Here is a 24,916-nt window from a genome sequence, read left to right as displayed (position 1 = left end):
GGATACGTGGTGGTCCGTCGCCTCAGTTCGCGCCCACTGGGCTGTCGGTGTCACCCGCGCCGCCGCCGGTAGCTGTCAGAGCGACCCTCAAGCGGCCGGCCGGTTCATCGCGCGGCGGAGCCGAGCGATGAGCGCGGCGGGGTCGTCCAGATCAGACCAGCCCCAGGGGACCACGCGATTGCCGAGCTCGACGATAGCGTCGGTACGGTTCTTCTCGTACAAGATCACCGAGGTGCCGTCGGCGCCCGTGTACTTCTTCTCGCCGTCGCTTTCGCCGACGACCGAGAACTCCTTCCAGCGGAAGTCGACACGTGCCACCCACTCACCCGTGTCGTCGTACAGATCCACTTGCAGTTCGGGCATCGGCAGGCCGCCGTCGGTCAGTTCGATCCGACTGCGGGATTCCAGGACGGATTCCGCGCGCCCGTCCATCTCGGGCACGATCCGCCGCGCACGTGACGCCCCCACCATGCCATTGATGAGATCGAGTTCGTTCTCCCGATCGCCGGCAGTGCACAATTCGGCGTGCAGGGCCGCATCGCCGACGGCGATCGCCGGGATTCGCGGCGACGTGCGGGCCAGATCGATCACGGCGCGCGGCAGTGACGAGGGGGACACCATCGACGTCCACGATGTCCGGTTTCCGGCGATCGGTCACGAGACGCATCCCCGTCGTTGTCCGCGATCCCGGCGACCGCCCGGTGTCGAGGACGACGACACGCTTCGTGTCGAGGCCCCCACACCGGTAGCCCGTATGTCGCCACCGCTGACACACCCGCGAGCGCGCGGTTCTTGGTCGGCGGCCGCCGAATCCAGGCGCGCGCCAGCTCGCGGTGGCGGTGTTCGTCCGTCCCGTCGAGGATTCCGGAAGGGATCAGTACACCCGGCGCCAGTGATTCGAGCTGGCCGAGCGTGATCGCCATGCGCAGGTCGGCGTCGGTGTACCCGTCGCGGAGCATTTCCTGCCGGTTGACTGCGCGACGGCACTTGCGGAGGTCGTCCATGTCATTTGGACGCCGGGGCGGTCGGATCGGCTCCCACGGAGTTGTCGCCGACGCCACGTACCTCATCTGTCGGCAGCCACCTTCACCCGGGCGAAGGTGGCTGCCGACAGATGAGGTGGCTACCGGCAGTCCCCCGCGGGCCCGGCCGCCGACAGCCTCAGTCCATCCGGCGGTACGGCTCGCAACCGGGTGGGGCCTTGGGGGCCTCGCGACGCACCATCTCGGGGATCGGCTTGCTCACGGGTGCGTCGTCGAGGGTGAACTTGTCGCCGTGGTGGGCGAGGTCGATCGGCGGGCCCGACAGCAGGCGATAGGTGGTGGTGTCACGGTCGATGGCGACCACGATCTTGGACTCGCCCACGGCCATGCGGAACGACAGGTAGGTGAGTCGGCTCGGCAGACGCGGCGCGAAGGTGATCTTCCCGCCGAAGTCACGCATGCCGCCGAAGCCGGCGACGCAGTCGGTCCACGCGCCGGCGAGGGCCGCGATGTGCAAGCCACTCGAGACGTTGTCGTGGAGATCGTGCAGATCGGTGAACACCGACTCGCACATGAGGTCGTAGGACAGGTCGAGGTAGCCGACCTCCGCCGCGACGACGGCCTCACAGCACGCCGACAACGACGAATCGCGCACCGTCAGCGGGTAGTAGTAATCGAAGTTGCGCAGCTTCTGTTCCGGTGTGAACGCGCCGCCGAACATGTACATCGCGAACACGAGGTCGGCCTGCTTGACCACCTGCTTGCGGTACAGGTCGTAGTAGGGATAGTTCAGCAGCAGCGGATATTTACCGACCGACGACTCGAAATCCCATGCGCCGAGCAAGGTGAACGATTCACACTGCTGATGGACGCCGAGCGCCTCGTCGTACGGGATCGACATGTCGTCGGCACACGACTCCCAGTGCGCCGCCTCAGCGACGGTGACCCCGAGTTCGCGGGCGACGTCGGGGCGGCGGTGCACGGCCGCGACGGCATCCCGAAGGTTCTGCTGCGCAGCCAGATTGGTGAACACATTGTTGTTCACGACGGCGGTGTACTCGTCGGGACCGGTGACGCCGTCGATGCGGAACTTGCCGTTGACGTCGTGGTGGCCCAGGCCGGCGAAGAGTCGGGCTGTCTCGACGAGAAGTTCGACGCCGCATTCGGTCTCGAACTGCTCGTCGTCGGTGGCGCGGAGGTAGCGGGCCGTCGCGTTCGCGATGTCGGCGCTGACGTGGACACCCGCCGTTCCGGCGGGCCAGTAGCCCGAACACTCGTCGCCGTTGATGGAGCGCCAGGGGAACATGGCGCCCCGTTGCCCGAGTTCGGCGGCGCGGCTCTTCGCCTTGTCCATCGTCGCGTGCCGCCAGCGCAGTTCCTCGCCGGCCGCGGCGGGAACGGTGTAGGTCAGCATCGGCAGGATGAAACTCTCGGTGTCCCAGAAGGTGTGGCCGTCATAGCCCGGGCCGGTGAGACCCTTGGCGGGGATCGCGCGCGACTGCCCGCGAGCGCCCGCCTGTAGCACGTGGAACAGTGCGAACCGGACCGCCTGCTGGAGTTCGGGATCGCCGTCGAGTTCGACGTCGGCGTCGCGCCAGAAGTCCTCGAGGTAGGCGATCTGGTCGGCTTTCAGTGCGTCCCAGCCGGTTTCCATCGCCATCGCCAGGGCGGCGTCGACCTGTGCGCGCAGGGCGGGCACCGAACGTCGCGCCGACCATCCGTACCCCATGTACTTGGTCAGCGAGAGTTTGCTGCCCTGCGGCACATTCGCGGCGACGGTGAGGCGGGCCAGATCCGAGTCGGCGCGGATGAAGGCGTCCGCCTTGTCCGGGAAGTCGATCTCGTGGTCCATCCCGGCCGCGAGGTGGAGTCCGGAGGTCTTGGTGTGGTGGACGAGCATGCCCCAGTAGTTGCGGCACGCGGCGAGATCGGAGACGAGCGGCTGATCGAGCGCAGCGGCCAGACGCGGATCGTTGCCCGGCGTCGGGATCGGTTCGTTGGCCAGCAGGTCCGACTGCAGCACGAGTTTCATGTCCTCGCCGATCGGCTCCACCTCGTAGCGGATGGCCGCGATCGTGCGTTTGGTGAACGACACCAGACGTTCGGACCGGATGCGGACCGTGCGTCCGGTCGGCGAGGTCCACAGCGTGTGGCGGCGCAGCGTGCCGGTGCGGAAATCGAGGGTGCGTTCGTGTTCGACGGTGCGTCCGTAGCGCAGGTCCATCGGCTCGTCCTCGACGAGGAGGCGGATGATCTTGCCGTCGGTGACGTTGACGACGGTCTGCCCGGATTCCGGGTAGCCGTAGCCACTTTCGGCGTACGGCAGTCCGCGCGTCTCGTAGAACCCGTTGAGGTAGGTGCCGGGATGATCGACCGGCTCACCCTCCTCGAAGGTGCCACGCAACCCGATGTGGCCGTTCGACAACGCGAACAGCGTCTCGGTGCGGCCGAGCATGTCGACGTCGAGACCGCGCCAGCGCAGCTGCCACGGGTGGACGTCGAAACCGTGTTCCACCGCGCTCGGGCTCATGCGGGGAGCAATTCGTCGAGATCGTTCACGACGACGCTGGCGCCGGCCGAGCGCATGGCGTCGGCCTGGGAACCGCCGACGCGATCGATGGCGACGACGTAGCCGAACTCGCCGGCGACGGCCGCCGCCACGCCGGAGATGGCGTCCTCGAACACCGCGGCCTGCGCGGGCGCCACGCCCATCAGCTCGGCGCCGAGCAGGAACGAGTCGGGTGCTGGTTTACCGCGTAAACCCTGTGCGGCGACGGCCAATCCGTCGACCCGTACTTCCACGAACTTCGTGAGGTCGGCTGCGTCCAGCACGGCTGCTCCATTCTTCGACGACGTCACGACGGCGATCCGGAGCCCGGCGTCGCGGGCCGCCTCCAGGTATCGCACCGAACCAGGGTAGGGATCGACGCCCTGCCCTTCCAGGGTGGCGACGAACAAGTCGTTCTTGTCGGCACCGATGGCCGCCATCGTCTGCTCGGGCACGTCGTCCAGTCCGCGGGAATGCAGAAACGCGCGGACCCCGTCGTCGCGCGGCCGTCCGTCCACATAGTCGAGGTAGTCCTGTTCGGTGAACTCGACGTAGTTCTCCGGATCACGTTCGGAGAGGAACGCGTCGAACGCCTGTTTCCACGCCGAGCGATGAAGCACGGCTGTGGACGTCAACACGCCGTCGAGATCGAACAGTGCCACCGAGGTCGTCTCTGGCAAACCCAACACGGTCGAAACGCTACCTGTCCGAGCGATGACTGGCGCGCCATGCGAGGCGATTGGCATGTGGCCGGCGGTGAATCCGAGGTCAGGCGGAGGAGGCGGCCGCCGCGGGGTCGGTGTCGAAGAAGCCGGTCGAGTCGAGTTGTCGGATCAGGCGATCTCGTGCGTCGTCGAACCGTGCGTGGATCTCGGCACGGATGGCGTCGGTGTCGCCCGACCGGAGGTGGCCGATCAGCCGACGGTGGCTCTCGACCGCCTCCCTCGCCCACTCCGGGTCGCGTGCGTAGAGGTCGTAGGGCGTGTACTTGCTCGCCGAGTACACGAACCATGCCAGCTTCGTGCTGTTCGCGGCTAGGTTCACCTGGCGGTGAAAAGCGAACTCGCCCCGTAGTATCGCCGTGTGGTCACCGGTGTCGACGGCCTCTTCCAGCGCGTCGACGAGCTGGTGCATGCGGTTCAGGTGCGCGCTCAGGTCCGGATGATGGGTGGCGTGAGTGGCCAGGCGCGCCGACAGCTCGGCCTGCATCCAGAAGATGTCCACTATGTCGCCGCGGTCGAGGGCCTCGACGATGAACCCGCGATGCGGGGACGACCGCACCAGCCCCTCGCCGCGCAGTGTCACGAGGGCCTCACGCACCGGCGTGACACTGCAGCCGAGCGATGATGCGGTCTCGTCGAGGCGGATGTGATCGCCGGGGCGCAGTTCACCCGTCATGATCCGGTCCCGCAGCGTGTCGGCGACCTCGTCGGTCAACTGGGTTCGTCGCAGGGGTGTCTGTTGCAGCGTCACGGCGCTCGAATCTGTGCGGTCTGTCGTGGGTGCGATGGCTGTGCGCGGGCACGGCGCGCTCGCGGCTCCGGCGGAGTTCGGATGTCGCCGACGTGCCCCTCGCACAACCACCCCGACCGCGGCTGTGAGTCACGCCGGCGACGAGACTGGACAGTATCAGATGAAATATATGAAATGCGAGGTGTCGGCGGTCGAACCGGCCGAAACGCGTGTGGGACCCGAAATCCGTTTGGCACGGGCGTCGACGACGGCGAGGCTGGACGGGTGACCCGTCGATTCGCCCAGGTTGATGTCTTCTCCGCAGTCCCCGTGGCCGGTAATCCGGTGGCCGTCGTGATCGACGCCGAGGGGATCGACGACGACGCGATGGCCGCCTTCGCCCGCTGGACCAACCTCTCCGAGACGACGTTCCTGCTCCCGCCGAGGACCCCGGACGCCGACTACCGCCTGCGGATCTTCACGCCCGGCGGCGAACTGCCGTTCGCCGGCCACCCGACGCTGGGCTCGGCGCATGCCTGGCTCGAGGCGGGCGGCACCCCGCGCGGGGACCGTGTCGTCCAGGAGTGCGGGGTCGGGTCGGTCACGATTCGGGCCGACGACGATCGCCTGGCCTTCGCCGCGCCGCCGCTCGTGAGGTCCGGGCCGGTCGACGAGACGACGCTGCAGGAGGTCGGCGCCGCGCTCGGACTCGCCGACGGCGAGATCAGATCGGCGCAATGGGTCGCCAACGGCCCCGCCTGGATGGCAGTGATGCTGGAGTCCGGTCGGCGCGTGCTCGAGATCGACCCGGACATGGTGGCACTGGGCATGCACGAGGTGGGCGTCGTCGGCCCGTATGCCGACGGACTCCCCGGCGAGCCGGAGGTGGCCTTCGAGGTGCGTGCCTTCGTCCCCGGCCAGGGGGTGCCCGAGGATCCGGTCACCGGGAGCCTCAACGCGGGGATCGCCGTCTGGCTGCGGCGCGAGGGTCTGGCGCCGGCGTCGTACGTCGCGGCGCAGGGCACCGCGCTCGGTCGGTCCGGCCGGGTGCACGTCGACGACGACGGCACCGACATCTGGGTGGGGGGTGCGGCCACGACCGTCATCGCTGGCACAGTGGTGCTGTGAGCGAGACGTCTCCCGCCGACAGCCCGGCCGAGCCCACCCCCGACGTGACCTCCCCGCCCGCCACCTCCGCGCCCGAGACCGAGAGCAACAAGGCCGCGCGCAAGCGTCGTCGACGCGAACCTCCGCCGGACCCGGCGCCGCTGCCCGGTCTCGTCGACGCCCACACCCATCTCGCCGCGTGCGGTGGCCGTGATCCCGAGTCGGTCGCGGCGATCCTCGACCATGCCGAGCGCGTCGGGGTCGCCCAGGTCGTCACCGTCGCCGACGACATGGTCGACGCCCGCTGGGCTCTCGACGCCGCCCACTGGGACCGGCGGGCGTTCGCGGCGGTGGCTCTGCATCCCACGCATGCCGGCGACCTCGACGACGCGGCGAAGGCCGAACTCGAGTCGATGGTCGCCGATCCGAGGGTCGTCGCGGTGGGGGAGACCGGACTCGACCACTACTGGCCGGGGAAGTCCGAGTCGTGCGCGAGCCCGGAGGTCCAGGCCGAGGCGTTCCGGTGGCACATCGACCTCGCCCGGCGCGTCGGCAAGCCGCTGATGATCCACAACCGGGAGGCGGACCGCGATCTACTGGACATCCTCGCCGACGAAACGGCACCCGAGACCGTGATCATGCACTGCTTCTCCGGTGACCGAAACGTTGCACGCGAGTGCGTGGAACGCGGGTACGTGCTGAGTTTCGCCGGCACAGTGAGCTTCGCGAACGCCGACGAACTGCGCGCGGCGGCCGAGCTCGTGCCCGACGAGCAGGTCCTGGTGGAGACCGATGCGCCGTTCCTGACCCCACATCCCTATCGTGGCCAGCCGAATCAGTCGTATTGCCTGCCGTACACGGCGCGGGCACTCGCCGACGTGCGTGGGCTGGACGATCTCGCGATGGCCCGGTTGCTCGGCGACAACGCCCGACGGGTCTACCGGTTACCTTTGCAGTAATCATCCCGGTTCGTTATCGTATTGTGATCCCGCTGCCATGGGCGGCGATTCCCGGTCACAAGGGCTGTGCACAGTCCGGGGCCTCGGACATCGCGTGTGGTCACAGCGTGGAGACTTCTGTCCCCGACCAGGATGTAGATCTTGTCTGTTCTCGCACGCATCAACGATTCGCAGTCCACCCGTGCCCGCGTCGCCGTCGGCGCCGTCCTGGCCACGCTCACCGCGGGCGGGATCATGGGCATCGCCATGCAGAAGGACGTCAAGGTCAACGTCGACGGCCAGGTCACGACGGTCTCCACGATGGCGACGTCAGTCGACTCTGTGCTGCGTTCGCAGGGTTATGAGCCGGTCGCCGGTGACCAGGTCTCGCCGTCGCTCGACTCCGGGGTCGGCGACGGACAGACGATCACCCTCAACCGCAAGAAGACGATCACCCTCGACGTCGACGGTCAGCGTCAGGAGATCTCGACCACCGCTGCGAATCTGCCGCAGCTCCTCGCCGAGCACGGCCTCAGTTCCGGCGCGAGCGATCCGAACTTCCCGCGGTCCACGTCCCTGCCCGTCGACGGTGGTGTGATCGACGTCACCACCCCGAAGCGGGTGGTCCTCACCGACGGCGCTGTGACCTATCGTCCGAGCGTTGCGGCCAAGACGGTCGCCGACGTTCTCGCCGAAACCGGCAAACCGCTGGGCGGTGACGACAAGGTGAGCCCCGCTGCCGGCACCCCGGTGACGCCGAACATGAAGATCAAGGTCACCCGGATCCGCACGATGGACACGACCGTCAACGAGCCGGTCCCGCCGCCGGAGGTCAAGAAAGAGGACCCGACGCTGGTCCGTGACCGCAAGGTCGTCGTGAAGGCCGGCAAGCCCGGAGAGCAGCGGGTCACCTACAAGCTGACGATGGTCAACGGCAAGGTCGTCAAGCGCGACAAGATGGATGCCGAGGTCGTCACCGAACCGCTCGCCGCCACCGTCAAGGTCGGCACCAAGCCTGGTGCGCCGTTCGTCGCCCCGGGGTCGGTCTGGGACGCACTGGCCCACTGCGAGGCGACCGGCAACTGGGCGATCAACAGCGGCAACGGTTTCTACGGCGGCGTGCAATTCGACGAGAACACCTGGGCGCGTTGGGGTGGTCTGGAGTACGCACCGCGCGCCGACCTGGCCTCGCGTGAAGAGCAGATCGCCGTCGCCAAGAAGACGCAGGCGGCCCAGGGCTGGGGCGCATGGCCGTCCTGCTCCTCCAAGCTGGGCCTGCGCTGATCGACCGACCGCAGCTCCTCGGCCCGGCGCAGATCCGGCAGCTCGCCGCAGAACTCGACGTGCGACCGACGAAGACGTTGGGGCAGAACTTCGTCCACGACGCGAACACGGTGCGACGTATCGTCACCGCATCCGGTGTCGGATCCGACGACATCGTCCTCGAGGTCGGCCCCGGTCTGGGTTCACTCACCCTGGCTCTGCTCGATGTCGCCGGTCGCGTGATCGCGGTCGAGATCGATCCGAAGCTCGCCGGGCGACTGCCCGACACGATCGCCGACCATGCACCCGCGCAGGCCGACTCCTTCGAGGTGATCACCGCCGACGCGATGGCCGTATCCGCCGACGAACTGCCGGCAGCCCCCACCGCTCTCGTCGCCAATCTCCCGTACAACGTCGCGGTGCCGGTGTTGCTTCATCTCTTGGGTGAATTTCCCAGTATCGCAACATCATTGGTGATGGTCCAGGCGGAGGTCGCCGACCGCCTCGCGGCCCGACCCGGCAGCCGTGTGTACGGCGTCCCCAGCGTGAAGGCCCGCTACCACGGCACGGTCAAGCGCGCGGGTGCGGTCGGACGCAACGTGTTCTGGCCCGAGCCCAAGGTCGAGTCCGGCCTGGTCCGTGTCGACCGCACCGACACCCACCCCGACGACCCGGCCCTGCGCGCCCGCGTCTTCGCGGTCATCGATGCGGCATTCGCGCAGCGTCGTAAGACCATGCGTTCCGCCCTCGCCGGGTGGGCCGGCAGCGCGGTCGAGGCCGAACGCCGGCTGCGGACCGCGGGAATCGACCCCGGCATCCGGGGTGAACGGCTCGACGTCGACGACTTCGTCCGACTGGCGGCAGTGGACTGACTGTGCCCCGCACGGTGTCTCCCGGCGCGACGGACACAGGTTTCCGGACGGTTCACAATGACGACATGGCCGACATCCGGACGACCCGGCTTCGCCTCCGGCGACCCGACGAGAGCGACGTCGACGCGATTGTCGATGCCTGCCAGGATCCCGACATCCAGCGCTTCACACTCATACCCGTCCCGTACCGGCGCACTGACGCCGAACACTTCGTGCGGGTCGTCGCGGCGCATCCCCGGTCCAGCGTGTGGACCATCCGCACCCTGCTCGACGACACCTTCGTCGGCGTCGCCGGACTGCGGGTGGCCGACGGTGTCGGGACGCTCGGCTACTGGTGTGCGGCTCCGCAGCGAGGCCGTCGCTACCTGGGCGAGGCGATCGCGGCGCTGGTCGACCACGGATTCGCCGTCGTCGGCGTCGACACCATCCGATGGAGTGCGCTGCCGGACAACGTCGCGTCGGCCCGACTGGCCGCGGCGCTCGGATTCCGCTACACCGGTCGTCGGACGGAGACGGCCCACGGGCTCGACGAGCAGGTGAACACCGCCGAGCTGAGCAGATCGGATCCGCGCGAACCCTGCGTGTGGCCGAAGGCCGTCGTGGGGCCGAACCACTGACGGAACGCCGCCGACGACGCGCTCGTCCGTTACGCTGGATTCCTGTGTCTCGAGCCTCGTTGTCGGTGGTGTCCGACGCCGTCACCGTGCGCGTTCCGGCCAAGGTGAATCTGTACCTCGGCGTCGGCCCACTGCGTGCCGACGGTTACCACGACCTGGTCACCGTGTTCCAGGCGTTGTCGCTGTGCGACGACGTCCGCGTCAGCGCGTCCACCGAGCTCGCCGTGACGACGACCGGCGAAGGTGCCGCCGACGTCCCCGCCGACGGCACGAACCTCGCCGCCCGAGCGGTCACCGAGGTGGCGCGCCGCGCCGACCGACCGCCTCGCGTGGCCATCGGGATCACGAAGCGGATACCCGTGGCCGGCGGTATGGCAGGCGGGTCGGCCGACGCCGCAGGCGCTCTCGTCGGCGTGATCGACCTGTGGGGACTCGACATGGACCGGGACGAACAAGCCGAGATCGCCGCCGGACTGGGCAGCGACGTGCCGTTTGCCCTGCACGGTGGGACGGCGCTCGGCACGGGCCGGGGAGAACAGCTGATGCCGATCCTCGCTCGTGGCGAGTTCCACTGGGTGCTGGCGATGTCGCGATCGGGACTCTCGACGCCGGCCGTCTACCACGAACTGGACCGGTTGCGGGAGAACAGATCCGACTCCGAGATCGTCACCGAAAGGCCGGACGAACTGATGGCCGCACTGACATCGGGCGACCCGCATCGCGTCGCGCCGCTGCTCCGCAACGATCTCCAGCCCGCCGCGCTCAGTCTGCAGCCCGCCCTTCGTCGGACGCTGCGGGCGGGGATCGACGCCGGGGCGCTCAACGGCATCGTGTCCGGCTCCGGCCCCACGTGCGCCTTCTTGTGTGCCGACGAGAGCGCGGCGGTCGATGTCGCGGCCGAACTGTCGGGCGCGGGCGTGGCCCGGGCCGTCCGCACCGCGAGCGGTCCTGTGCCAGGCGCCCGGGTTCTCGCCGAATGACCGGGTCGGCGGCCGGTCAGCTGCCGAACACGTTGATGGCGTTGCCGTAGGCGCGCAGTGAGGCGATCGAGCCGTTGTAGCGGTTCAGGTCGACACGCGTGGGAACACCGGGTAGCCACCCGGAACTCGTGAACTGCCAGAACTTCCACGTCCGCCAACCGCCGCGCGGCATCTCGGGTGCGTTCCGGCCGTTGTAGGACGCGATCCACAATGGGTGGTCGGCGAACTCGCGGGTGGCGCCCATCGCGGTGTTCCAGAAGTTCGGGTAGGTGTACAGGATCGTCTTGCGCCCCGTGAGAGGTTCGAGGACGGCGAAGAACTCCCGGGTCCAGGCGGCCAGTGCCCGCGGTCCGAGTCCGCCGGAGTGCTCGAGGTCGAGGACCGGCGGGAGGTCGAGGATGCCGTTCTGTCCGAGGACCACCGCCGCGTAGAACAGCGCCTGGGGTGCCGCGGGACGACGTGGATCGGCGTAGTGATAGGTGCCCCGGATGAGTCCCGCAGCACGCATGGCCACACTGTCCTGGATGAAGTACGGGTTGACGTACCAGGTGGATTCGGTCGCCTTGACCATCGCGATCTGCTGTCCCGATGCCCGCACGGCGAACCAGTTGATCGATGCGCCCCCCGGATGCTGATGGCTCGACACATCCGGGCCGATCTGCGGTGCGGCGACCGCTCCCGGCGCGATCGTCGTCGCACCGGTCAGCGCCACGATGCCCGCGATGACGGCGGTCACGATCGATCGTCGAAGGACCACGACTGCCACGCTAGGGGAGATCGGCGACCTTCGCAGATCATTTCGTCGCTCCGGACAGAACCCGCTGAGTAGGTTCTGCAGAGGTGCAGGGCACAGCAGAGGCGCGGAGTCGCGCGTGACGGTGTGGGACACGATGATCTCGGGCGCAGCGGTCGTCGACGCAGCGGTCGTCGACAACGAGGTATCGCGGCGCCGTCGGTGCCGCCCCGGCGGCGCCGACCGTCCGCGTGGGGACGGTCCTGACAGAGACCGCGTTGTCGGCGCCGTCGTTGCCTGCAGGTGCAGCCCGCGGGTACCGACTCCTCTACGTGACGCGCGATCAGCGCGGGGTTCCGGTGACCAGCACCGGCGCCCTGTATCTGCCCCCGGGACAGCCGCCCGCCGGAGGGGGGCCGGTCTTCTCCTGGGCACACGGCACCAGCGGCATCCCGGACGCATGCTCGCCGAGCGCGTCGACCGGTGTCCGCCGGGACGCTCTCGAGCCGACGATCAGCAAGGCCCTCCGGTCCGATTTGCGGTCAGCGCCCCCGATTGTCCGGGACTCGGAAGTGGCGGCACCGCCGAATATCTGGTCGGTCGAGCTGCTGCGTACTCGGTGATCGACATGATCCGCGCGTCACGGGCCGTCGATCCGTCGTTGTCGCGGCGATGGGTGTCGAGTGGGCATTCGCAGAGCGGACATTCGGCTCTGTGGGCGGCGAACATGGCCTCGAGGTATGCGCCCGAACTGCCGCTGCAGGGCACCGTGGTGTGCGCGCCGCCGGCACCGGCGTCACGCCCGTCGGCGTACCCGGGGATGAACCATCAGCAGGTCGTGTACGTCGCGCTCCCGGATGCCTTCGCCACCGTCGCCCGCTACTTCGGCCGCTAGCGCGGTCGGCGAGTCGGTACCGGGGCGGGGCGGGAGGGCCGCCGTCGGAGGGCTGTCGGCGCTGCCGACGGCCCGCCGGCGACGCGTTGCTAGGGTCTACCGAGTGGCACCTTCGAACCCGTCCGCGCTGATCAACGCCGACCGCATCAGCAAGAGCTTTGGCATCAAGCCGTTGCTGGAGTCGGTGTCGCTGGGGGTGCACGAGGGCCAGCGGATCGGTGTCGTCGGACTGAACGGCGGCGGGAAGACGACACTGCTCGAGATCCTCGGCGGGATCACCGAACCCGACAGCGGCCGTGTGTCGCGGGCGGGTGGCATCAAGGTCGCCACCGTCACGCAGCGAGGCGAACTGCCGTCCGGCGCGACCGTCGCCGAGGTGGTCGTCGGCGGACCTGAGGTGGCGGTCCACGAATGGGCCGGTGATCCGCGAATCCGCGGGATTCTCAACGGGATCGGGATCGCGATCCTGCTCGACGCCCGCGTCGATGAACTCTCCGGGGGTCAGCGACGACGTGTCGGGCTGGCCGCCGCACTCGTCTCCGACGCCGACCTGCTGATCCTCGACGAGCCGACCAACCATCTCGACGTCGAAGGCGTGCAGTGGCTGGCCGAACATCTGGTCGCCCGACGCAGCGCGCTGATCGTCGTCACCCACGATCGCTGGTTCCTCGACACCGTCGCCGGACGCACCTGGGAGGTGCATTCCGGCCGCGTCGACGAGTACGAGGGCGGATACAACGACTGGATCTTCGCGCGGGCCGAGCGGACCCGGCTGGCCGACGCGGCGGAGGAACGTCGGCAGAACCTCGCCCGCAAGGAACTCGCGTGGCTCCGGCGAGGACCGCCTGCGCGGACGTCCAAGCCGCGCTACCGGATCGAGGCGGCGGAACGACTCATCGCCGACGTCCCGCCCCCTCGCGACACGGTGACCTTGTCGGCCTTCGCCAAACGCCGGCTGGGGCGGGTCGTCGTCGAGTTGGAGGACGCGCGGATCGCGACCCCCGCCGGGGACACCCTGCTCGACGACCTGACCTGGCGCCTGACACCGGGCGAACGCATCGGTCTCGTCGGCGTCAACGGCTCCGGCAAGACGACGCTGCTCCGCGCGCTGGCCGGTGACGTCGACGTCGCGCCCGGCCGGCGCAAAGAGGGCACCACGGTGTCCATCGGCTGGCTCCGCCAGGAGCTCGACGACCTCGACGAGGATCAGCGGGTGCTCGACGCCGTGGAGGCGGTCGCGACGCGGATCACGGTGGGCGACAAGGAGATGTCCGCCGGTCAGCTGGCCGAGCGCCTGGGTTTCACCCCCGCTCGACAGCGCACACCTGTCGGCGATCTGTCCGGTGGCGAACGACGTCGGCTGCAGATGACCCGGGTGCTGATGGCCGAACCGAACGTCCTGCTGCTCGACGAGCCGACCAACGACCTCGACATCGATACCCTGCAGCAACTCGAGGATCTGCTCGACGGCTGGGCCGGAACGATGGTCGTCATCAGCCACGACCGCTACCTGATCGAGCGGATCTGCGACAGCACGTGGGCGCTGTTCGGCGACGGAAAGCTCACCAACCTGCCGGGTGGCATCGACCAGTACCTCCAGCGCCGACGCGAACTGTCCGCGACGACCCCGCGTCGCACTGCCACGGTCCTCGAATCGTCGGAGGCCGAGTCCCCACCCGCACCGGCCGTGTCCGCGTCGGAGCACCGCGAGGCGCGCAAGGCGATGAACCGACTCGAGCGTCGGATCGAGCAACTGACCGCGCGAGAGGACCAGCTGCACGCGGCGCTTGTGGAGGCGGCGACCGAGCCGGACCGGTTGATGACGCTGAATGCCGAACTGCGGCAAGTGGTCGACGACAAGGAGACCGCGGAGGCCGCCTGGCTCGACGCCGCCGAGAAGGTCGAATGACCGCGGACGCAGGCCCCACCGACATCGTGATCCGCTCGGCCGATGCGGCTGCCCGTGTCAGCGCGCGGGGTGGGCGTCTGACCTCGTTGACCGTCCGCGGCCACGAGGTCCTCCAGCAGGGCGAACCGTACGGATGCTTTCCGATGGTCCCGTGGTGCGGCCGCATGCGCGACGGGATCCTCGACTTCCGCGGTGTCCGTCACGAATTCGTCCAGGACGATCCGCCACATGCCCTGCACGGAACGGCGCGCGATCATCTCTGGGACGTCGACGCCGCAGCCGACGACTCCGTCCTGCTGCGGCACCATCTTCGGCCGTGGTGGCCGTTCGACGGGACGGTGACCCAGACGATCACCCTCGCACCCGGCGAACTCGTGATGTCCCTGCGTGTCTCGTCGGAGACCGAGACGTTTCCAGTGCAGGCCGGCTGGCATCCCTGGTTCCGGCGTCGACTCACCACGGCACCGGAGAGCGCTCTGCGCGTGGACTTCCGGCCGCAGTGGCAGGAGGAGCGGGGCGAGGACCATCTGCCGACCGGCGAACGGATCACCCCGCAGGACTCGCCCTGGGACGACTGCTTCGGGATGCCCGACGGCGTGGACGTCGCCCTCGAGTGGCCCGGCCTGCTCGACCTTCGGATCCGCAGCGACGCACGGTGGGTGGTCGTCTTCGATCATCGTCCGTTCGCCACGTGCGTCGAACCGCAGACCGGACGGCCGAACGGGATCAACACCGCACCTGAGGTCGTCGCACCCGGGGAGGATCTGCTGGTGACGACCACGTGGACGTGGTGAACCGACGCGCCGTGCGGTGCCGTCCCGATTCGACCATCACCGACAGCGAGGTCAGGTCAGAGCAGATGTGCCCCCGGTCCGGGACGCACGACACGGACCGTCGGCGTCGGGTGGCCGCCCGCGGAGACGATGTCGGGCAATTCCACGGTGATCCGGTCGGCCGAGTCCGACGCGCACAGGGCGATCACCGATCCGCCGAAGCCGCCGCCGGTCATCCGCGCGCCGTACGCACCGACGAGACGCGCCGTCTCGGCGATGAGATCGATGGTGGGCGTGGTGATCTCGAAGTCATCCCGCATCGACACATGGGAGGCGTCCATGAGTTCGCCGAGCGCGGTCACATCGCCGTCGTTCAACGCGACTGACGCGGCGAGCACACGCGCGTTCTCCGTGAGGATGTGACGAGCCCGCCGACGTTGCGTGCCGTCGGGCAGTCGGCGCCACGCGTCCTCGTCGACATCCCGCAGGGATGCGACGCCCAACGCGGCGGCGGCGGCCTCGCACGACGCCCGCCGGGCGGCGTACTCACCGGCGGCGTGCCGGTGCGGGGAGTTCGAATCGATGACGAGGATCGTCGCGGACTCGTCGACGGGCACCTGGGTGACTTCGAGAGAACGGAAGTCGATGAGCATCGCCGTGTCGGCCCGCCCGAACAGGCTCGCCAGCTGGTCGAGGAGTCCCGTGGGTGCTCCGACATAGTCGTTCTCGGCGCGTTGCGCGATGCGGGCGAGCTCGTGCCCCGATAACGTCGACTCTGCCGTCAGGGCCAGTAGGACAGCACATTCCAGTGCCGCCGACGACGACAACCCGGACCCGACGGGCACCGTCGACGTGATCTCCATCCGACCGGCCGGGACCTCGTAGTCTGCACCGCGCAATGCCCACACGCATCCGGCGATGTAGGCGCCCCATCCGCTGACCTCGCCGGGCCGGGTGCCCAGATCGATGGTGGCGGTTCCGGATTCGGAGTCGGAGGAAGCGCTGATCATCGGACCGTGGTCGTCGGCGGGACGGAACGTCACGGTGGTGCCGAGGTCGAGTGCGATCGGCAGTGCGTAGCCGAGGTTGTAGTCCGTGTGCTCGCCGATCAGGTTCACCCGGCCGGGTGCGTAGGCGGTGACTGTCGGGGCGCCGATGTCACGGCTGGTCGTCGCGCTCATGCCAGTGCCTCCCGCAGTTCGGCGGCCACCGTCTCGGGCATCTTGTCGGTGACGAAGGCGTCCCGGCCCGACTCCGATCCGGCGAGGTACTTCAGTTTGTCCGCACTGCGCCTGATCGAGAACAACTCCGCGTGCAGGTAGCCCTCGTCCGAATCCGCCCGGTACTGATGCCAGGACGCGATGTAGGGCAGGGGAGTCGCGTAGAGCGCGTCGTACGTCCGCAGGATCGTGAGGTAGACCTGCGCGAGGTCGTCGGCTTCGGCGTCGGTCAGTTCGGCGAGACGTCGGACGTGCCGGTTAGGGTAGACGTGCACCTCCGCGGGCCATCGTGCGGCGTAGGGGACGAAGGCCGTCGTGTGCTCGGTGCGCACCAGGATGCGATCGCCGCAAGCTATCTCGTCGGCGAGGATGGATTCGAACAGGTCGGTGCCGGTCCGGGCGCGATGATCCGCCGCGGTCCGCAGCAACGCGGTCGTGCGCGGCGTACGAAACGGATAGGCGTAGATCTGGCCGTGCGGGTGCGTCAGCGTCACGCCGATCTCCTCTCCGCGATTCTCGAAACAGAACACCTCCTCGACGCCGTCACGCGACAGCAGGTCCTCGGTGCGCTGCGACCACGCATCCACGACCAGGCGGGCGCGCGCCGCCGACAGGCCGGAGAAGGCGCCGTCGTGGTCGCTGGTGAAACAGACGACCTCACATCGCCCATATCCTGCGGCCTCGATCTCGAGGCCGCCGTCGTCGTCGGGCAGGATGAAGCCGGTACCGGCGCGTGCGGTCGACAGCGACGGGAATCGGTTCTCGAAGACGGCGACGTCGTAGTCGGCGGCCGGGACCTCGCTCGAGCGGCCCGACGGATCCGGACAGAGCGGGCACATCTGCCGCGGCGGTTTGTAGGTTCGTTCCTGACGGGCGGGCGCCATCATCACCCAGTCACCGGTCCGCGGGTCGCGGCGGACACGGGTGGGCGAACTGTCCGGTCGGGACGGCAGGTCACGATGATCGAGGCCCGGCACCGGCGGATCCTCGGATGTGGAGAAGAACAGGATCTCCCTGCCGTCGGCCAGTTCGGCGACCTGTGGCTCCGATATCTCACGAGCGGGCAGCCCACGTGGGGTCGGTGCACGATCGGCCGGGTCTCGGTCGATCGCCGCCGCATGGTCCGTGTGTCGTCGGGTGTCAGGCGAGTTCATCGTGGCGTGCTTTCGGCGGTCGTGATCAGGATGACGTCGGCCAGGGTTTCGCGGTGCTCATCGGGGAGTCCGGAGTCGGTGACCAGTCGATCGATGCGGTCGAAGTCGGCGAACAGGTGCGCGCCGATCTCGTCGTACTTCGTGTGGTCGGCCAGCACCACTGCCGACCGAGCCGTCCCGAGGAGCTTGCGATTGGTCTCGGCCTCACCGAGATTCGGTGTGGTGAAGCCCGCGGCAGGGTCGATCCCGTGGGTACCGACGAACGCCCGGTCGGTGCGGTACCGCTCGAGAGCGGCGTTGGCGATCGGCCCGACGAGCGCGTCGGACGGGGTCCGTTGTCCGCCGGTGAGCTGGACCAGTGAGGGGTCGAGACGGTCGTCGGCGGGATCGGTCAGCAGTTCGAAGATCGACACGGAATTGGTCACCACGGAGATGTCCCGTCCGCGCAGCAGGCGCGCGAGTTCCAGCGTCGTGGTGCCGGCACCGATCGCGACCGTCATGCCGTCCTCCACCAGCGCCAGCGCCTCCGCGGCGATCGCGCGCTTGGCCTCGGGTTCGCGGGTTGCCTTCAACGACGACGGCGGTTCCAGGCCGCGGCCGGTCACCTCGCCGTCTGTGCGAACGGCACCGCCGTGGACCTTGGTGAGTTCGCCCTCGGCCTCGAGCTGATCGAGGTCGCGCCGGATCGTCATCTCGGAGACACCGAGTTCGGCGGCCAGATCGGTGACCCGGACGGCACCCCGGGACACCACCGCCGTCAGAACACGTCCCCGACGCTCAGCTGCAAGCATGGCGAGATCTTAGCAACACCGAACTAAATCAAACAGAAATACACAGTTCCTATGGTGCCTTGCTGTTGGCTTCTGTTAGTTTCTGACGGTCATTGAGATTGCTGAGCGCAACAAGGGGGTTGCCGTGCACCTGGCATCCGACTCCATCCTCAGGTTGAACACCGGAGTGATGGATTACGTACTGATTGCCATCTACTTCGTGTTCGTTCTGGGGATCGGATACCTCGCCCGAAGTCAGGTGGCCACGAGCATCGACTTCTTCCTGTCGGGGCGGCGTCTGCCCGCGTGGGTCACCGGCATCGCCTTCGTGTCGGCCAACCTGGGAGCCGTCGAGATCATGGGCATGTCGGCGAACGGCGCCCAGATCGGTCTGGCGACGATGCACTACTACTGGATCGGCGCCATCCCCGCGATGGTCTTCCTCGGCATCGTGATGATGCCGTTCTACTACGGATCGAAGGTCCGCAGCGTCCCTGAGTTCATGCGGCGGCGTTTCGGAACCGGGGCCCACCTCGTCAACGCGCTCAGCTTCGCGGTCGCGCAGGTCCTCATCGCCGGCGTCAACCTCTTCCTGCTCGCCACCGTCATCAATGCGGTTCTCGGCTGGCCCCAATGGATCTCGTTGATCGTCGCCGCGGCGGTGGTGCTCACCTACACCGCACTCGGCGGGTTGTCGGCGGCCATCTACAACGAGGTCCTGCAGTTCTTCGTCATCCTCGCGGCGCTGGTCCCACTCACCGTGATCGGGCTGATCAAGGTCGGCGGCTGGAGCGGACTGAAGGAGAAGGTCATCGACACCCACGCTCCCGACGGCACCGTGACCGCCACCGTCAGCGAGCAACTGTCCTCCTGGCCAGGCCAGGCGCTGAGCGGTTTCGAATCACCGGTGTGGTCGGTCATCGGCATCGTGTTCGGACTCGGCTTCGTCCTCTCCTTCGGCTACTGGACCACCAACTTCGTCGAGGTGCAGCGGGCGATGGCGTCGGACTCGATGTCCTCGGCGCGACGCGCACCCATCATCGGTGCCATCCCGAAGATGTTCATCCCGTTCGTGGTCGTCGTGCCGGGCATGATCTGCGCCGCTGCGATCGGCGACATGATCCACCTCAAGAACACAGGTTCCGGTGACGGCGTCACGTACAACGACGCGATGCTGCTGATGATGCGCGACATCCTGCCCAACGGTCTGCTGGGCATCGCGGTCGCCGGCCTGATCGCCTCCTTCATGGCCGGTATGGCCGCCAATGTGTCCGCGTTCAACACCGTGTTCAGCTACGACATCTGGCAGCAGTACGTGGTGAAGAACCGCGAGGACCGTTACTACATCACCGTGGGCCGGATCGCGACGGTCGCCGCGGTGATCCTGGCGATCGGCACCGCGACGATCGCGTCTGGCTACTCGAACCTGATGGACTACCTCCAGACGCTGTTCGGGTTCTTCAATGCGCCGCTGTTCGCCACCTTCATCCTGGGCATGTTCTGGAAACGGATGACGCCGACCGCCGGGTGGGTCGGCCTGGTCGGGGGTACGTCGGCGGCGGTCGTGGTGTTCCTTCTGCAGGAGACCGGCGTGATCAATCTGCCCGGTCAGGGCATGCCGTTCATCGCGGCGTCGGCCGCCTTCGTCGTCGACATCCTTCTGTCCGTGGCCATCTCGCTGGTCACCACCCCGAAGCCGGTCGCCGAGTTGAACGGATTCGTCTACTCGATGACCGACAAGTCGACGCTGCTGGGTGACGACAGCAGGCTGCCGTGGATCGCCCGTCCGGTCCCGCTGGCGGGTGTGGTCCTCACGCTCGTCGTCATCCTCAACCTCGTCTTCCACTGACCAGTGCAGGAGCCTCTCTGATGAACGACAAGAAGAATCGGACCGTCGCGCGGCTGTTCGACATCCGCAACATCATCGGTGCGCTGATGGCGATCTACGGGGTGATCCTGCTGATCGCCGGTCTCGCCCCGACCGTCGCCGAGGCGGGTGCCGGCGACGCGGCGCGGTCCACCGATCCCATCGACATGTCGGCCGGCGACGGCGCCAACACCTTGGTGGGCATCGTCCTGCTCGTCGTCGCGGCGGTATTCATCGGCTGGGCGGCGTGGCGGCCGCCCCGGCGATCCTGACCGCGATGTCGCGCACGGTGGTCAGCGTCGGATGACGCCGTTGACCATCGCCGCGACGGCGATCGCCCCGGCTTGATTGATGTGGTACGGGTAGGCGATCCGGTTGGACAGTGCGCTCTCGTACCAGGGCGTGATCAGGTTGCACGGATCATGGCCCGCGGACAGTCGGTTGGCGTCGACGAAGGTGCCGTCGACCTTGGCGGTGGCGCGACGGAGGGCATCGCCGGCCCGGTCGAACACCCGGTTCATCCAGCGCACGTCCGGGTCGCTGATGGGGACCATCGGCCAGCAGCCGTGAGTGCCCATGAACCCGCCGATTCCGACGACGATGATCTGGGCGTGCGGCGCCTTGCGGCGGATCGCCCGCAAGGCCGGGGTGACCCGGTTCTCCATCCGCGCCACGCGCCATCCGACCTCGGCGGCCAGGCGACGGTTCGACCGGCAGAACCGATCGGTGAACGGTGCGGTGGTGCACTGACCGAGGATCGCGCCCCACCGCATGTCGTTGCCGCCGATGCTGACGGTGATCAGCTGTGCGTCCCGCGGGACGAGATACACCTGCGGCGGTTTCCATCCCGCATTCGTGTGCTGGCCGTTCGCATAGAGGTCGGGCGCCTGCGCGCCCGCGCACGAGGTGTCGACGAAACGGCGGGGCAGCGTCAACGCGGCCACGATCGTCGGGTAGTTGAACGCCGACCGCTTGCACCCGAGGAAGTAATCGGGTGTGGGGGTGAAGAACCCGCCGGACGCCCGGGAGTCGCCCATCGCGACGTACGGGCCGCCGGTGTAGCGCACCGGCGTCGTACCCGGCACCGCCTGCGCGGTCGGAGGGGCGACCACCCCGATCACGGTCACCGCCGTTAGCATCATCGTCAGGAGTGCTGTTGCAGCACTCCGATTTCCACGCCTGATCACCCGCCACCTCGCACGACACCCACGCATGGTGCGGTCGTTACCGCACGCCACCAGGGATTGTAGGGGAGCACGGTGTTCCCCGAGGGGCAAAGCGATCCGATCCGATCGCTCAGGCGACACGCGAGGTGTCGCCCCTCCGTGCGAAATCCTCGATCAGCGTCGCGGTGGGTTCGGGTTGGATGAGCGGGAACAGGTGGGTGGCACGCGGGATGACCCGCAGCTCGGTCCGATCGGTGGCGGCGACGAATCGTCGTTCGTGGATGCGGAACTGATCCCAACCGCCGTTGAGGAACTCCACCGGTCCCGGGTAGAGGGCCAGTTCGGCCAGGGCGTCGAATCGTGACAGCTCGCCGACGACATCGCGGATGGAGTGCAGCGCCAACCCGCCCGCCTCCATGTCGCTCGCGACCCGGGTCCCCACCGCCAGCCGGGTCAGTCCCTTGCTGATCGCCGCGGCCTGCGCAGGGAGAAAGCTCGTCGCCGCACCGAACGCCTGGAACGGCGCGGCGAGCAGACTGCTCGGCTGCGCAGTCGCACACATCGCGACCAGTCCGGTCACCTCGTCGGGATGCCTGCCGGCCGTGGCCATCGCGACGTACCCGCCGAGCGACATACCCGCGACGATCACCGGACCACCGAGTGCGTGCGCCGCGTCGAGGACCGCCTGTACGGCGCCGTCCATGGTGAACGTCTCATCGGCACGCGAACCATGTCCGGGCAGGTCGGGTGTGGCCACGGCGCGGTCGGTGATCCCGGCGGCGATACGGTGCAGTGACGCCCCGCTCACCCGGAGCCCGTGGACGAGGACGACAGGGACAGGGCCAGGCGACATCTCGGACGCAGCACTCATCGGATGTCAGTATGCCCGGCCGACGGTGTGTTGTCGCGGTCAGTCGGCCGACATCTCGACAGTCCGTTCGATGCCGATCCGATCGAGGAAGCCGGCATCATGAGAGACCACCAGCAGCGCACCCGACCACGATCGCACGGCCGACACCAGCTCCTCTGTGGTGTCGATGTCCAGGTTGTTGGTCGGCTCGTCGAGAATGAGCAATTTCGGCGTCGGATCGGCGAGCAGTGCGGATGCCATCGCGACGCGAAGGCGCTCGCCGCCGGACAGCTCACGCAACGCCCGATCGGCCCGGTTCCCGCGGAAGAGGAAGCGTGCCAGATGCGCCCGCACCTCCTGGACCGTCGAGTCGGGGTGGGCGTCGGTCAGCGCCTCGGCGATCGTACGGGTGTGATCGGCGAAGGTGATCCGCTGTGGGACATACGCGTACGGCACGACGACCCGGCCCGCTCGGAGGAGATCGGCGATCAGAGTGGTCTTCCCGGACCCGTTGCGCCCGGACAGCGCGACGCGTTCGGGTCCGTCGATCCGCAGCCGGTCGTCCTCGATGACCTGGGCTCGGGTCGCGAGATCGGGTCGGGGCATGATGATCCGGGCTGTCCGGTCGTCACGCACGTCGTCGCGAGCCGAGTCCAGACGCGACGATGCCGCGGTGACGTCGTCGCGGTGGGCGTTGCGCAGCTTGCCCGCCGACACCTGCGCCGCGTCGCGTCGGAGGTGGGCGATGATCTTCGGCACCCGTTTCTCGCGTTCCGCGGTCGCCGCGGTACGCGCGCGTCGATCCAGCTTGATCTGCGCATCGACCATCTCGCGGCGCTGCTTGCGGAGGTCGTTGGCCGCGGTGGCGACGGTCGCCTCTGCCGCTGCCTGCTCGGCGTCGACGGTCTCCCGGTAGCGCGAATAGGGGCCGCCGAACAATCGGATGGTGCCGCGGTACAGCTCGAGGGTGGCGTCGACCCGCTCGAGCAGTTCGAGGTCGTGACTGACCACGACGACAGTCCCCGCGAACCGGTCGATGACCTCGAACAGCCGTGCACGCGCCGCGGAGTCGAGGTTGTTGGTCGGCTCGTCGAGCAACAGGACACCGGGTCGGCGGATGAGCTGCGCGACGATCGCCGACAGGGTCGCCTCGCCACCGGACAGGGACCCCACACGACGGTCCACGTCGGAGGGGAGTCCGAGCGCCGACAGCTGACCGACGGAGCGTTCCTCGACGTCCCAGTCATCGCCGACGACCGCGAAGTCCTCTTCGTCGACGGATCCGGCCTCGATCCGGCGGAGCGCGGAACGGATTGCACCGATGCCGAGGACGTCGGCCATCGTCGCGTCGGGATTCTCGTACGGGTGTTGGACGACGAGTCCGACGTCGCCGTGGACCGACACGCTGCCGGTCTGCGGTGAGAGATCGCCGGAGACGAGCCGCAGCAGCGTGCTCTTCCCGGCGCCGTTGGCACCGACGAGTGAACAGACCGCGTCGGGGACGGTGAGCGAGACGTGATCGAAGACCGCCGTGCCGTCGGGCCATCCGAACGAGACGTCGGACAGGGTGATGGCTGGCGTGGAGGCGGTGCCGGATGCGGATACGGTCATGAGACGACTCCTGAGGTGTGTAACGGTCGCCGTGGCTGCAGGAACGCGCGCAACGGCGGTGAACCGACCTCAGATGTTCATGACTGCGACATCACTCCTCACGACGATGGGTGCCGGACCGTGCCGACCGACGTCCACGGTAACTCCTCCGCGGGCGGGAGTGCCACCCGTTTTCCCGGCCGCTACCGTGGCCCCATGTCGTTCCTACGGACTTCGGTCATCAACGGTGTCGGGGAGATCGTCCTCGACCGCCCCGCAGCCCTCAACGCGCTCGATCAGACGATGATCGACGACATGCACCGGACCCTCGAGGACTGGGCCGATGACGACTCGATCGAGACCGTGCTCGTGACGAGCGCGAGCGATCGGGCGTTCTGCGCGGGCGGCGACATCCGGGCGATCCGCGAGCACGCCGTCGCCGGGGACCGGCGCGCCGTCGGGCACTACTTCATGAGTGAGTACCGCCTCGATCAGCTCGTCGCGAACTATCCGAAGCCGTACATCTCGGTGATCGACGGCGCTGCGATGGGTGGCGGTCTCGGCATCAGCGTCCACGGTGAGGTGCGCATCGTCACCGAACGGGCACTGATCGCCATGCCGGAGACCGCGATCGGATTCTTCCCCGACATCGGGTCGACGTACTTCCTGCCGCGACTGCCCGAGGGCGTCGGTATGTGGCTCGGACTGACCGGTTCCCGAATCCGCGGCGCCGATGCCGTCGAGATCGGGATGGCGACCCATTTCGTCGGTTCGGCGTACATCGGGTCGGTCATCGAGCAGTTACGTTTAGGCACACCGCTTGTCGAGGTTCTCGGCGACTTTCGCGACCGGCCCGGAACCGAACTGCCGCTACGTAAGATCGGTGAGTACTTCGCCGACACGAATGTCTCGGCCATCGTCGGCGGACTGCGTGGCGCCGTCGGCGACGACTGGGCGGCCGCCGCGGTCGATCAGATCGAGAAGGCGTCGCCGACCAGCCTGTGGGTCACCGCCGCGATGCTCGAGGCCGGCGCGCGATCGGTGCTCGACGACTGCTTCGACCGCGAACTGCATGCGGCCGAAGAGATCACCGCAACCCACGACTTCGCCGAGGGGGTCCGCGCCGTCCTCGTCGACAAGGATCGCAAGCCCGCGTTCGAGCCGTCGTCGATCGACGATGTCGACCCGGAGGTCGTGGCACGGATCGTCGGCGTGACGACGGCCTGAGC

24 protein-coding genes are annotated in these 24,916 nt (G+C 68.3%); 13 read left to right on the top strand and 11 right to left on the bottom strand.

Annotated features, from left to right (window positions below; genetic code table 11):
- Positions 1-87 precede the first annotated feature (87 nt).
- From QSJ19_RS09225 to QSJ19_RS09210, 4 genes are all read right to left on the bottom strand, one after another.
- Positions 88-621: a hypothetical protein gene (locus tag QSJ19_RS09225; protein WP_286319833.1), complete on the bottom strand. Its 534-nt coding sequence runs from the start codon at positions 619-621 to the stop codon at positions 88-90.
- Between the two features lie 540 nt (positions 622-1,161).
- Positions 1,162-3,513, bottom strand: coding sequence for a glycoside hydrolase family 65 protein (locus QSJ19_RS09220; protein WP_286319832.1), 2,352 nt, complete (start codon positions 3,511-3,513; stop codon positions 1,162-1,164).
- On the bottom strand, positions 3,510-4,220 hold the full coding sequence (locus QSJ19_RS09215) for an HAD family hydrolase (RefSeq protein ID WP_286319831.1): 711 nt from the start codon (positions 4,218-4,220) through the stop codon (positions 3,510-3,512). The genes QSJ19_RS09220 and QSJ19_RS09215 overlap by 4 nt, the downstream gene beginning before the upstream one ends.
- 79 nt (positions 4,221-4,299) lie before the next feature.
- Positions 4,300-4,998 (bottom strand): GntR family transcriptional regulator, encoded by a 699-nt coding sequence (locus QSJ19_RS09210; protein WP_286320026.1) that lies wholly within the window; start codon positions 4,996-4,998, stop codon positions 4,300-4,302.
- Positions 4,999-5,268: 270 nt separating this feature from the next.
- Between QSJ19_RS09210 and QSJ19_RS09205 the strand changes: the two genes are divergently transcribed.
- From QSJ19_RS09205 to QSJ19_RS09180, 6 genes are all read left to right on the top strand, one after another.
- Positions 5,269-6,111: a PhzF family phenazine biosynthesis protein gene (locus QSJ19_RS09205; RefSeq protein WP_286319830.1), complete on the top strand. Its 843-nt coding sequence runs from the start codon at positions 5,269-5,271 to the stop codon at positions 6,109-6,111.
- A 44-nt stretch (positions 6,112-6,155) separates the two neighbouring features.
- Complete coding sequence (locus QSJ19_RS09200) at positions 6,156-7,049, top strand: TatD family hydrolase (protein WP_286320023.1); 894 nt, start codon at positions 6,156-6,158, stop codon at positions 7,047-7,049.
- Between the two features lie 141 nt (positions 7,050-7,190).
- Positions 7,191-8,312 (top strand): resuscitation-promoting factor, encoded by a 1,122-nt coding sequence (locus tag QSJ19_RS09195; protein ID WP_286319829.1) that lies wholly within the window; start codon positions 7,191-7,193, stop codon positions 8,310-8,312.
- The gene (gene rsmA, locus QSJ19_RS09190) at positions 8,276-9,163 is read left to right on the top strand and encodes a 16S rRNA (adenine(1518)-N(6)/adenine(1519)-N(6))-dimethyltransferase RsmA (protein ID WP_286319828.1); all 888 of its coding nucleotides are present in this window, start codon (positions 8,276-8,278) and stop codon (positions 9,161-9,163) included. The genes QSJ19_RS09195 and rsmA overlap by 37 nt, the downstream gene beginning before the upstream one ends.
- A gap of 65 nt (positions 9,164-9,228) precedes the next feature.
- Positions 9,229-9,780 (top strand): GNAT family N-acetyltransferase, encoded by a 552-nt coding sequence (locus tag QSJ19_RS09185; protein ID WP_286319827.1) that lies wholly within the window; start codon positions 9,229-9,231, stop codon positions 9,778-9,780.
- A 44-nt stretch (positions 9,781-9,824) separates the two neighbouring features.
- On the top strand, positions 9,825-10,760 hold the full coding sequence (locus QSJ19_RS09180) for a 4-(cytidine 5'-diphospho)-2-C-methyl-D-erythritol kinase (protein WP_286319826.1): 936 nt from the start codon (positions 9,825-9,827) through the stop codon (positions 10,758-10,760).
- Between the two features lie 16 nt (positions 10,761-10,776).
- Here the strand turns inward: QSJ19_RS09180 and QSJ19_RS09175 are convergent, their stop codons facing one another.
- Positions 10,777-11,496 carry a glycoside hydrolase family 25 protein gene (locus QSJ19_RS09175; RefSeq protein WP_286319825.1) on the bottom strand — a complete coding sequence of 240 codons (720 nt, stop codon included), beginning with the start codon at positions 11,494-11,496 and terminating at the stop codon, positions 10,777-10,779.
- Positions 11,497-11,744: 248 nt separating this feature from the next.
- On the opposite strand from QSJ19_RS09175, the gene QSJ19_RS09170 reads away from it, so the two are divergent.
- From QSJ19_RS09170 to QSJ19_RS09155, 4 genes are all read left to right on the top strand, one after another.
- Positions 11,745-12,116 (top strand): hypothetical protein, encoded by a 372-nt coding sequence (locus QSJ19_RS09170; protein WP_286320036.1) that lies wholly within the window; start codon positions 11,745-11,747, stop codon positions 12,114-12,116.
- Positions 12,086-12,388 carry a lipase family protein gene (locus QSJ19_RS09165; RefSeq protein WP_286320021.1) on the top strand — a complete coding sequence of 101 codons (303 nt, stop codon included), beginning with the start codon at positions 12,086-12,088 and terminating at the stop codon, positions 12,386-12,388. The genes QSJ19_RS09170 and QSJ19_RS09165 overlap by 31 nt, the downstream gene beginning before the upstream one ends.
- Positions 12,389-12,491: 103 nt before the next feature.
- Entirely contained in the window at positions 12,492-14,297 is a 1,806-nt protein-coding gene (locus tag QSJ19_RS09160) for an ABC-F family ATP-binding cassette domain-containing protein (protein ID WP_286319824.1), read from the top strand.
- Positions 14,294-15,091, top strand: a complete 798-nt coding sequence (locus tag QSJ19_RS09155) for an aldose epimerase family protein (RefSeq protein ID WP_286319823.1) — start codon at positions 14,294-14,296, stop codon at positions 15,089-15,091. Before QSJ19_RS09160 ends, QSJ19_RS09155 begins: the two co-directional genes overlap by 4 nt.
- 56 nt (positions 15,092-15,147) lie before the next feature.
- Here the strand turns inward: QSJ19_RS09155 and galK are convergent, their stop codons facing one another.
- Genes galK through QSJ19_RS09140 form a run of 3 tightly spaced genes read right to left on the bottom strand, consistent with a single transcriptional unit; the run spans position 15,148 to position 18,235 of the window.
- Complete coding sequence (galK, locus tag QSJ19_RS09150) at positions 15,148-16,251, bottom strand: galactokinase (RefSeq protein WP_286319822.1); 1,104 nt, start codon at positions 16,249-16,251, stop codon at positions 15,148-15,150.
- The gene (gene galT / locus QSJ19_RS09145) at positions 16,248-17,444 is read right to left on the bottom strand and encodes a galactose-1-phosphate uridylyltransferase (RefSeq protein WP_286319821.1); all 1,197 of its coding nucleotides are present in this window, start codon (positions 17,442-17,444) and stop codon (positions 16,248-16,250) included. The genes galK and galT overlap by 4 nt, the downstream gene beginning before the upstream one ends.
- Positions 17,441-18,235 (bottom strand): DeoR/GlpR family DNA-binding transcription regulator, encoded by a 795-nt coding sequence (locus QSJ19_RS09140; protein ID WP_286319820.1) that lies wholly within the window; start codon positions 18,233-18,235, stop codon positions 17,441-17,443. Before QSJ19_RS09140 ends, galT begins: the two co-directional genes overlap by 4 nt.
- Positions 18,236-18,404: 169 nt before the next feature.
- Here QSJ19_RS09140 and QSJ19_RS09135 point away from each other — a divergent pair, with 169 nt between their 5' ends.
- A complete protein-coding gene (locus tag QSJ19_RS09135) occupies positions 18,405-20,063 on the top strand; it encodes a sodium:solute symporter family protein (RefSeq protein WP_286319819.1) in 1,659 nt (552 codons plus the stop codon).
- A 20-nt stretch (positions 20,064-20,083) separates the two neighbouring features.
- A complete protein-coding gene (locus QSJ19_RS09130; RefSeq protein WP_286319817.1) occupies positions 20,084-20,353 on the top strand; it encodes a hypothetical protein in 270 nt (89 codons plus the stop codon).
- Between the two features lie 21 nt (positions 20,354-20,374).
- Here QSJ19_RS09130 and QSJ19_RS09125 read toward each other — a convergent pair whose 3' ends face one another.
- From QSJ19_RS09125 to QSJ19_RS09115, 3 genes are all read right to left on the bottom strand, one after another.
- The gene (locus tag QSJ19_RS09125; protein WP_286319816.1) at positions 20,375-21,223 is read right to left on the bottom strand and encodes an SGNH/GDSL hydrolase family protein; all 849 of its coding nucleotides are present in this window, start codon (positions 21,221-21,223) and stop codon (positions 20,375-20,377) included.
- Between the two features lie 154 nt (positions 21,224-21,377).
- Positions 21,378-22,118 carry an alpha/beta fold hydrolase gene (locus QSJ19_RS09120; protein ID WP_286319815.1) on the bottom strand — a complete coding sequence of 247 codons (741 nt, stop codon included), beginning with the start codon at positions 22,116-22,118 and terminating at the stop codon, positions 21,378-21,380.
- Between the two features lie 39 nt (positions 22,119-22,157).
- Positions 22,158-23,708 carry an ABC-F family ATP-binding cassette domain-containing protein gene (locus QSJ19_RS09115; protein ID WP_286319812.1) on the bottom strand — a complete coding sequence of 517 codons (1,551 nt, stop codon included), beginning with the start codon at positions 23,706-23,708 and terminating at the stop codon, positions 22,158-22,160.
- A 195-nt stretch (positions 23,709-23,903) separates the two neighbouring features.
- Between QSJ19_RS09115 and QSJ19_RS09110 the strand changes: the two genes are divergently transcribed.
- Positions 23,904-24,914 carry an enoyl-CoA hydratase/isomerase family protein gene (locus QSJ19_RS09110; RefSeq protein ID WP_286319811.1) on the top strand — a complete coding sequence of 337 codons (1,011 nt, stop codon included), beginning with the start codon at positions 23,904-23,906 and terminating at the stop codon, positions 24,912-24,914.
- The last annotated feature ends 2 nt before the right edge of the window (positions 24,915-24,916 follow it).

Source organism: Gordonia sp. ABSL11-1 (assembly GCF_030315685.1).
Lineage (GTDB): Bacteria > Actinomycetota > Actinomycetes > Mycobacteriales > Mycobacteriaceae > Gordonia.
Note: the sequence above shows the minus strand (reverse complement) of the source record. Positions and strands in the feature narration are given on the sequence as shown.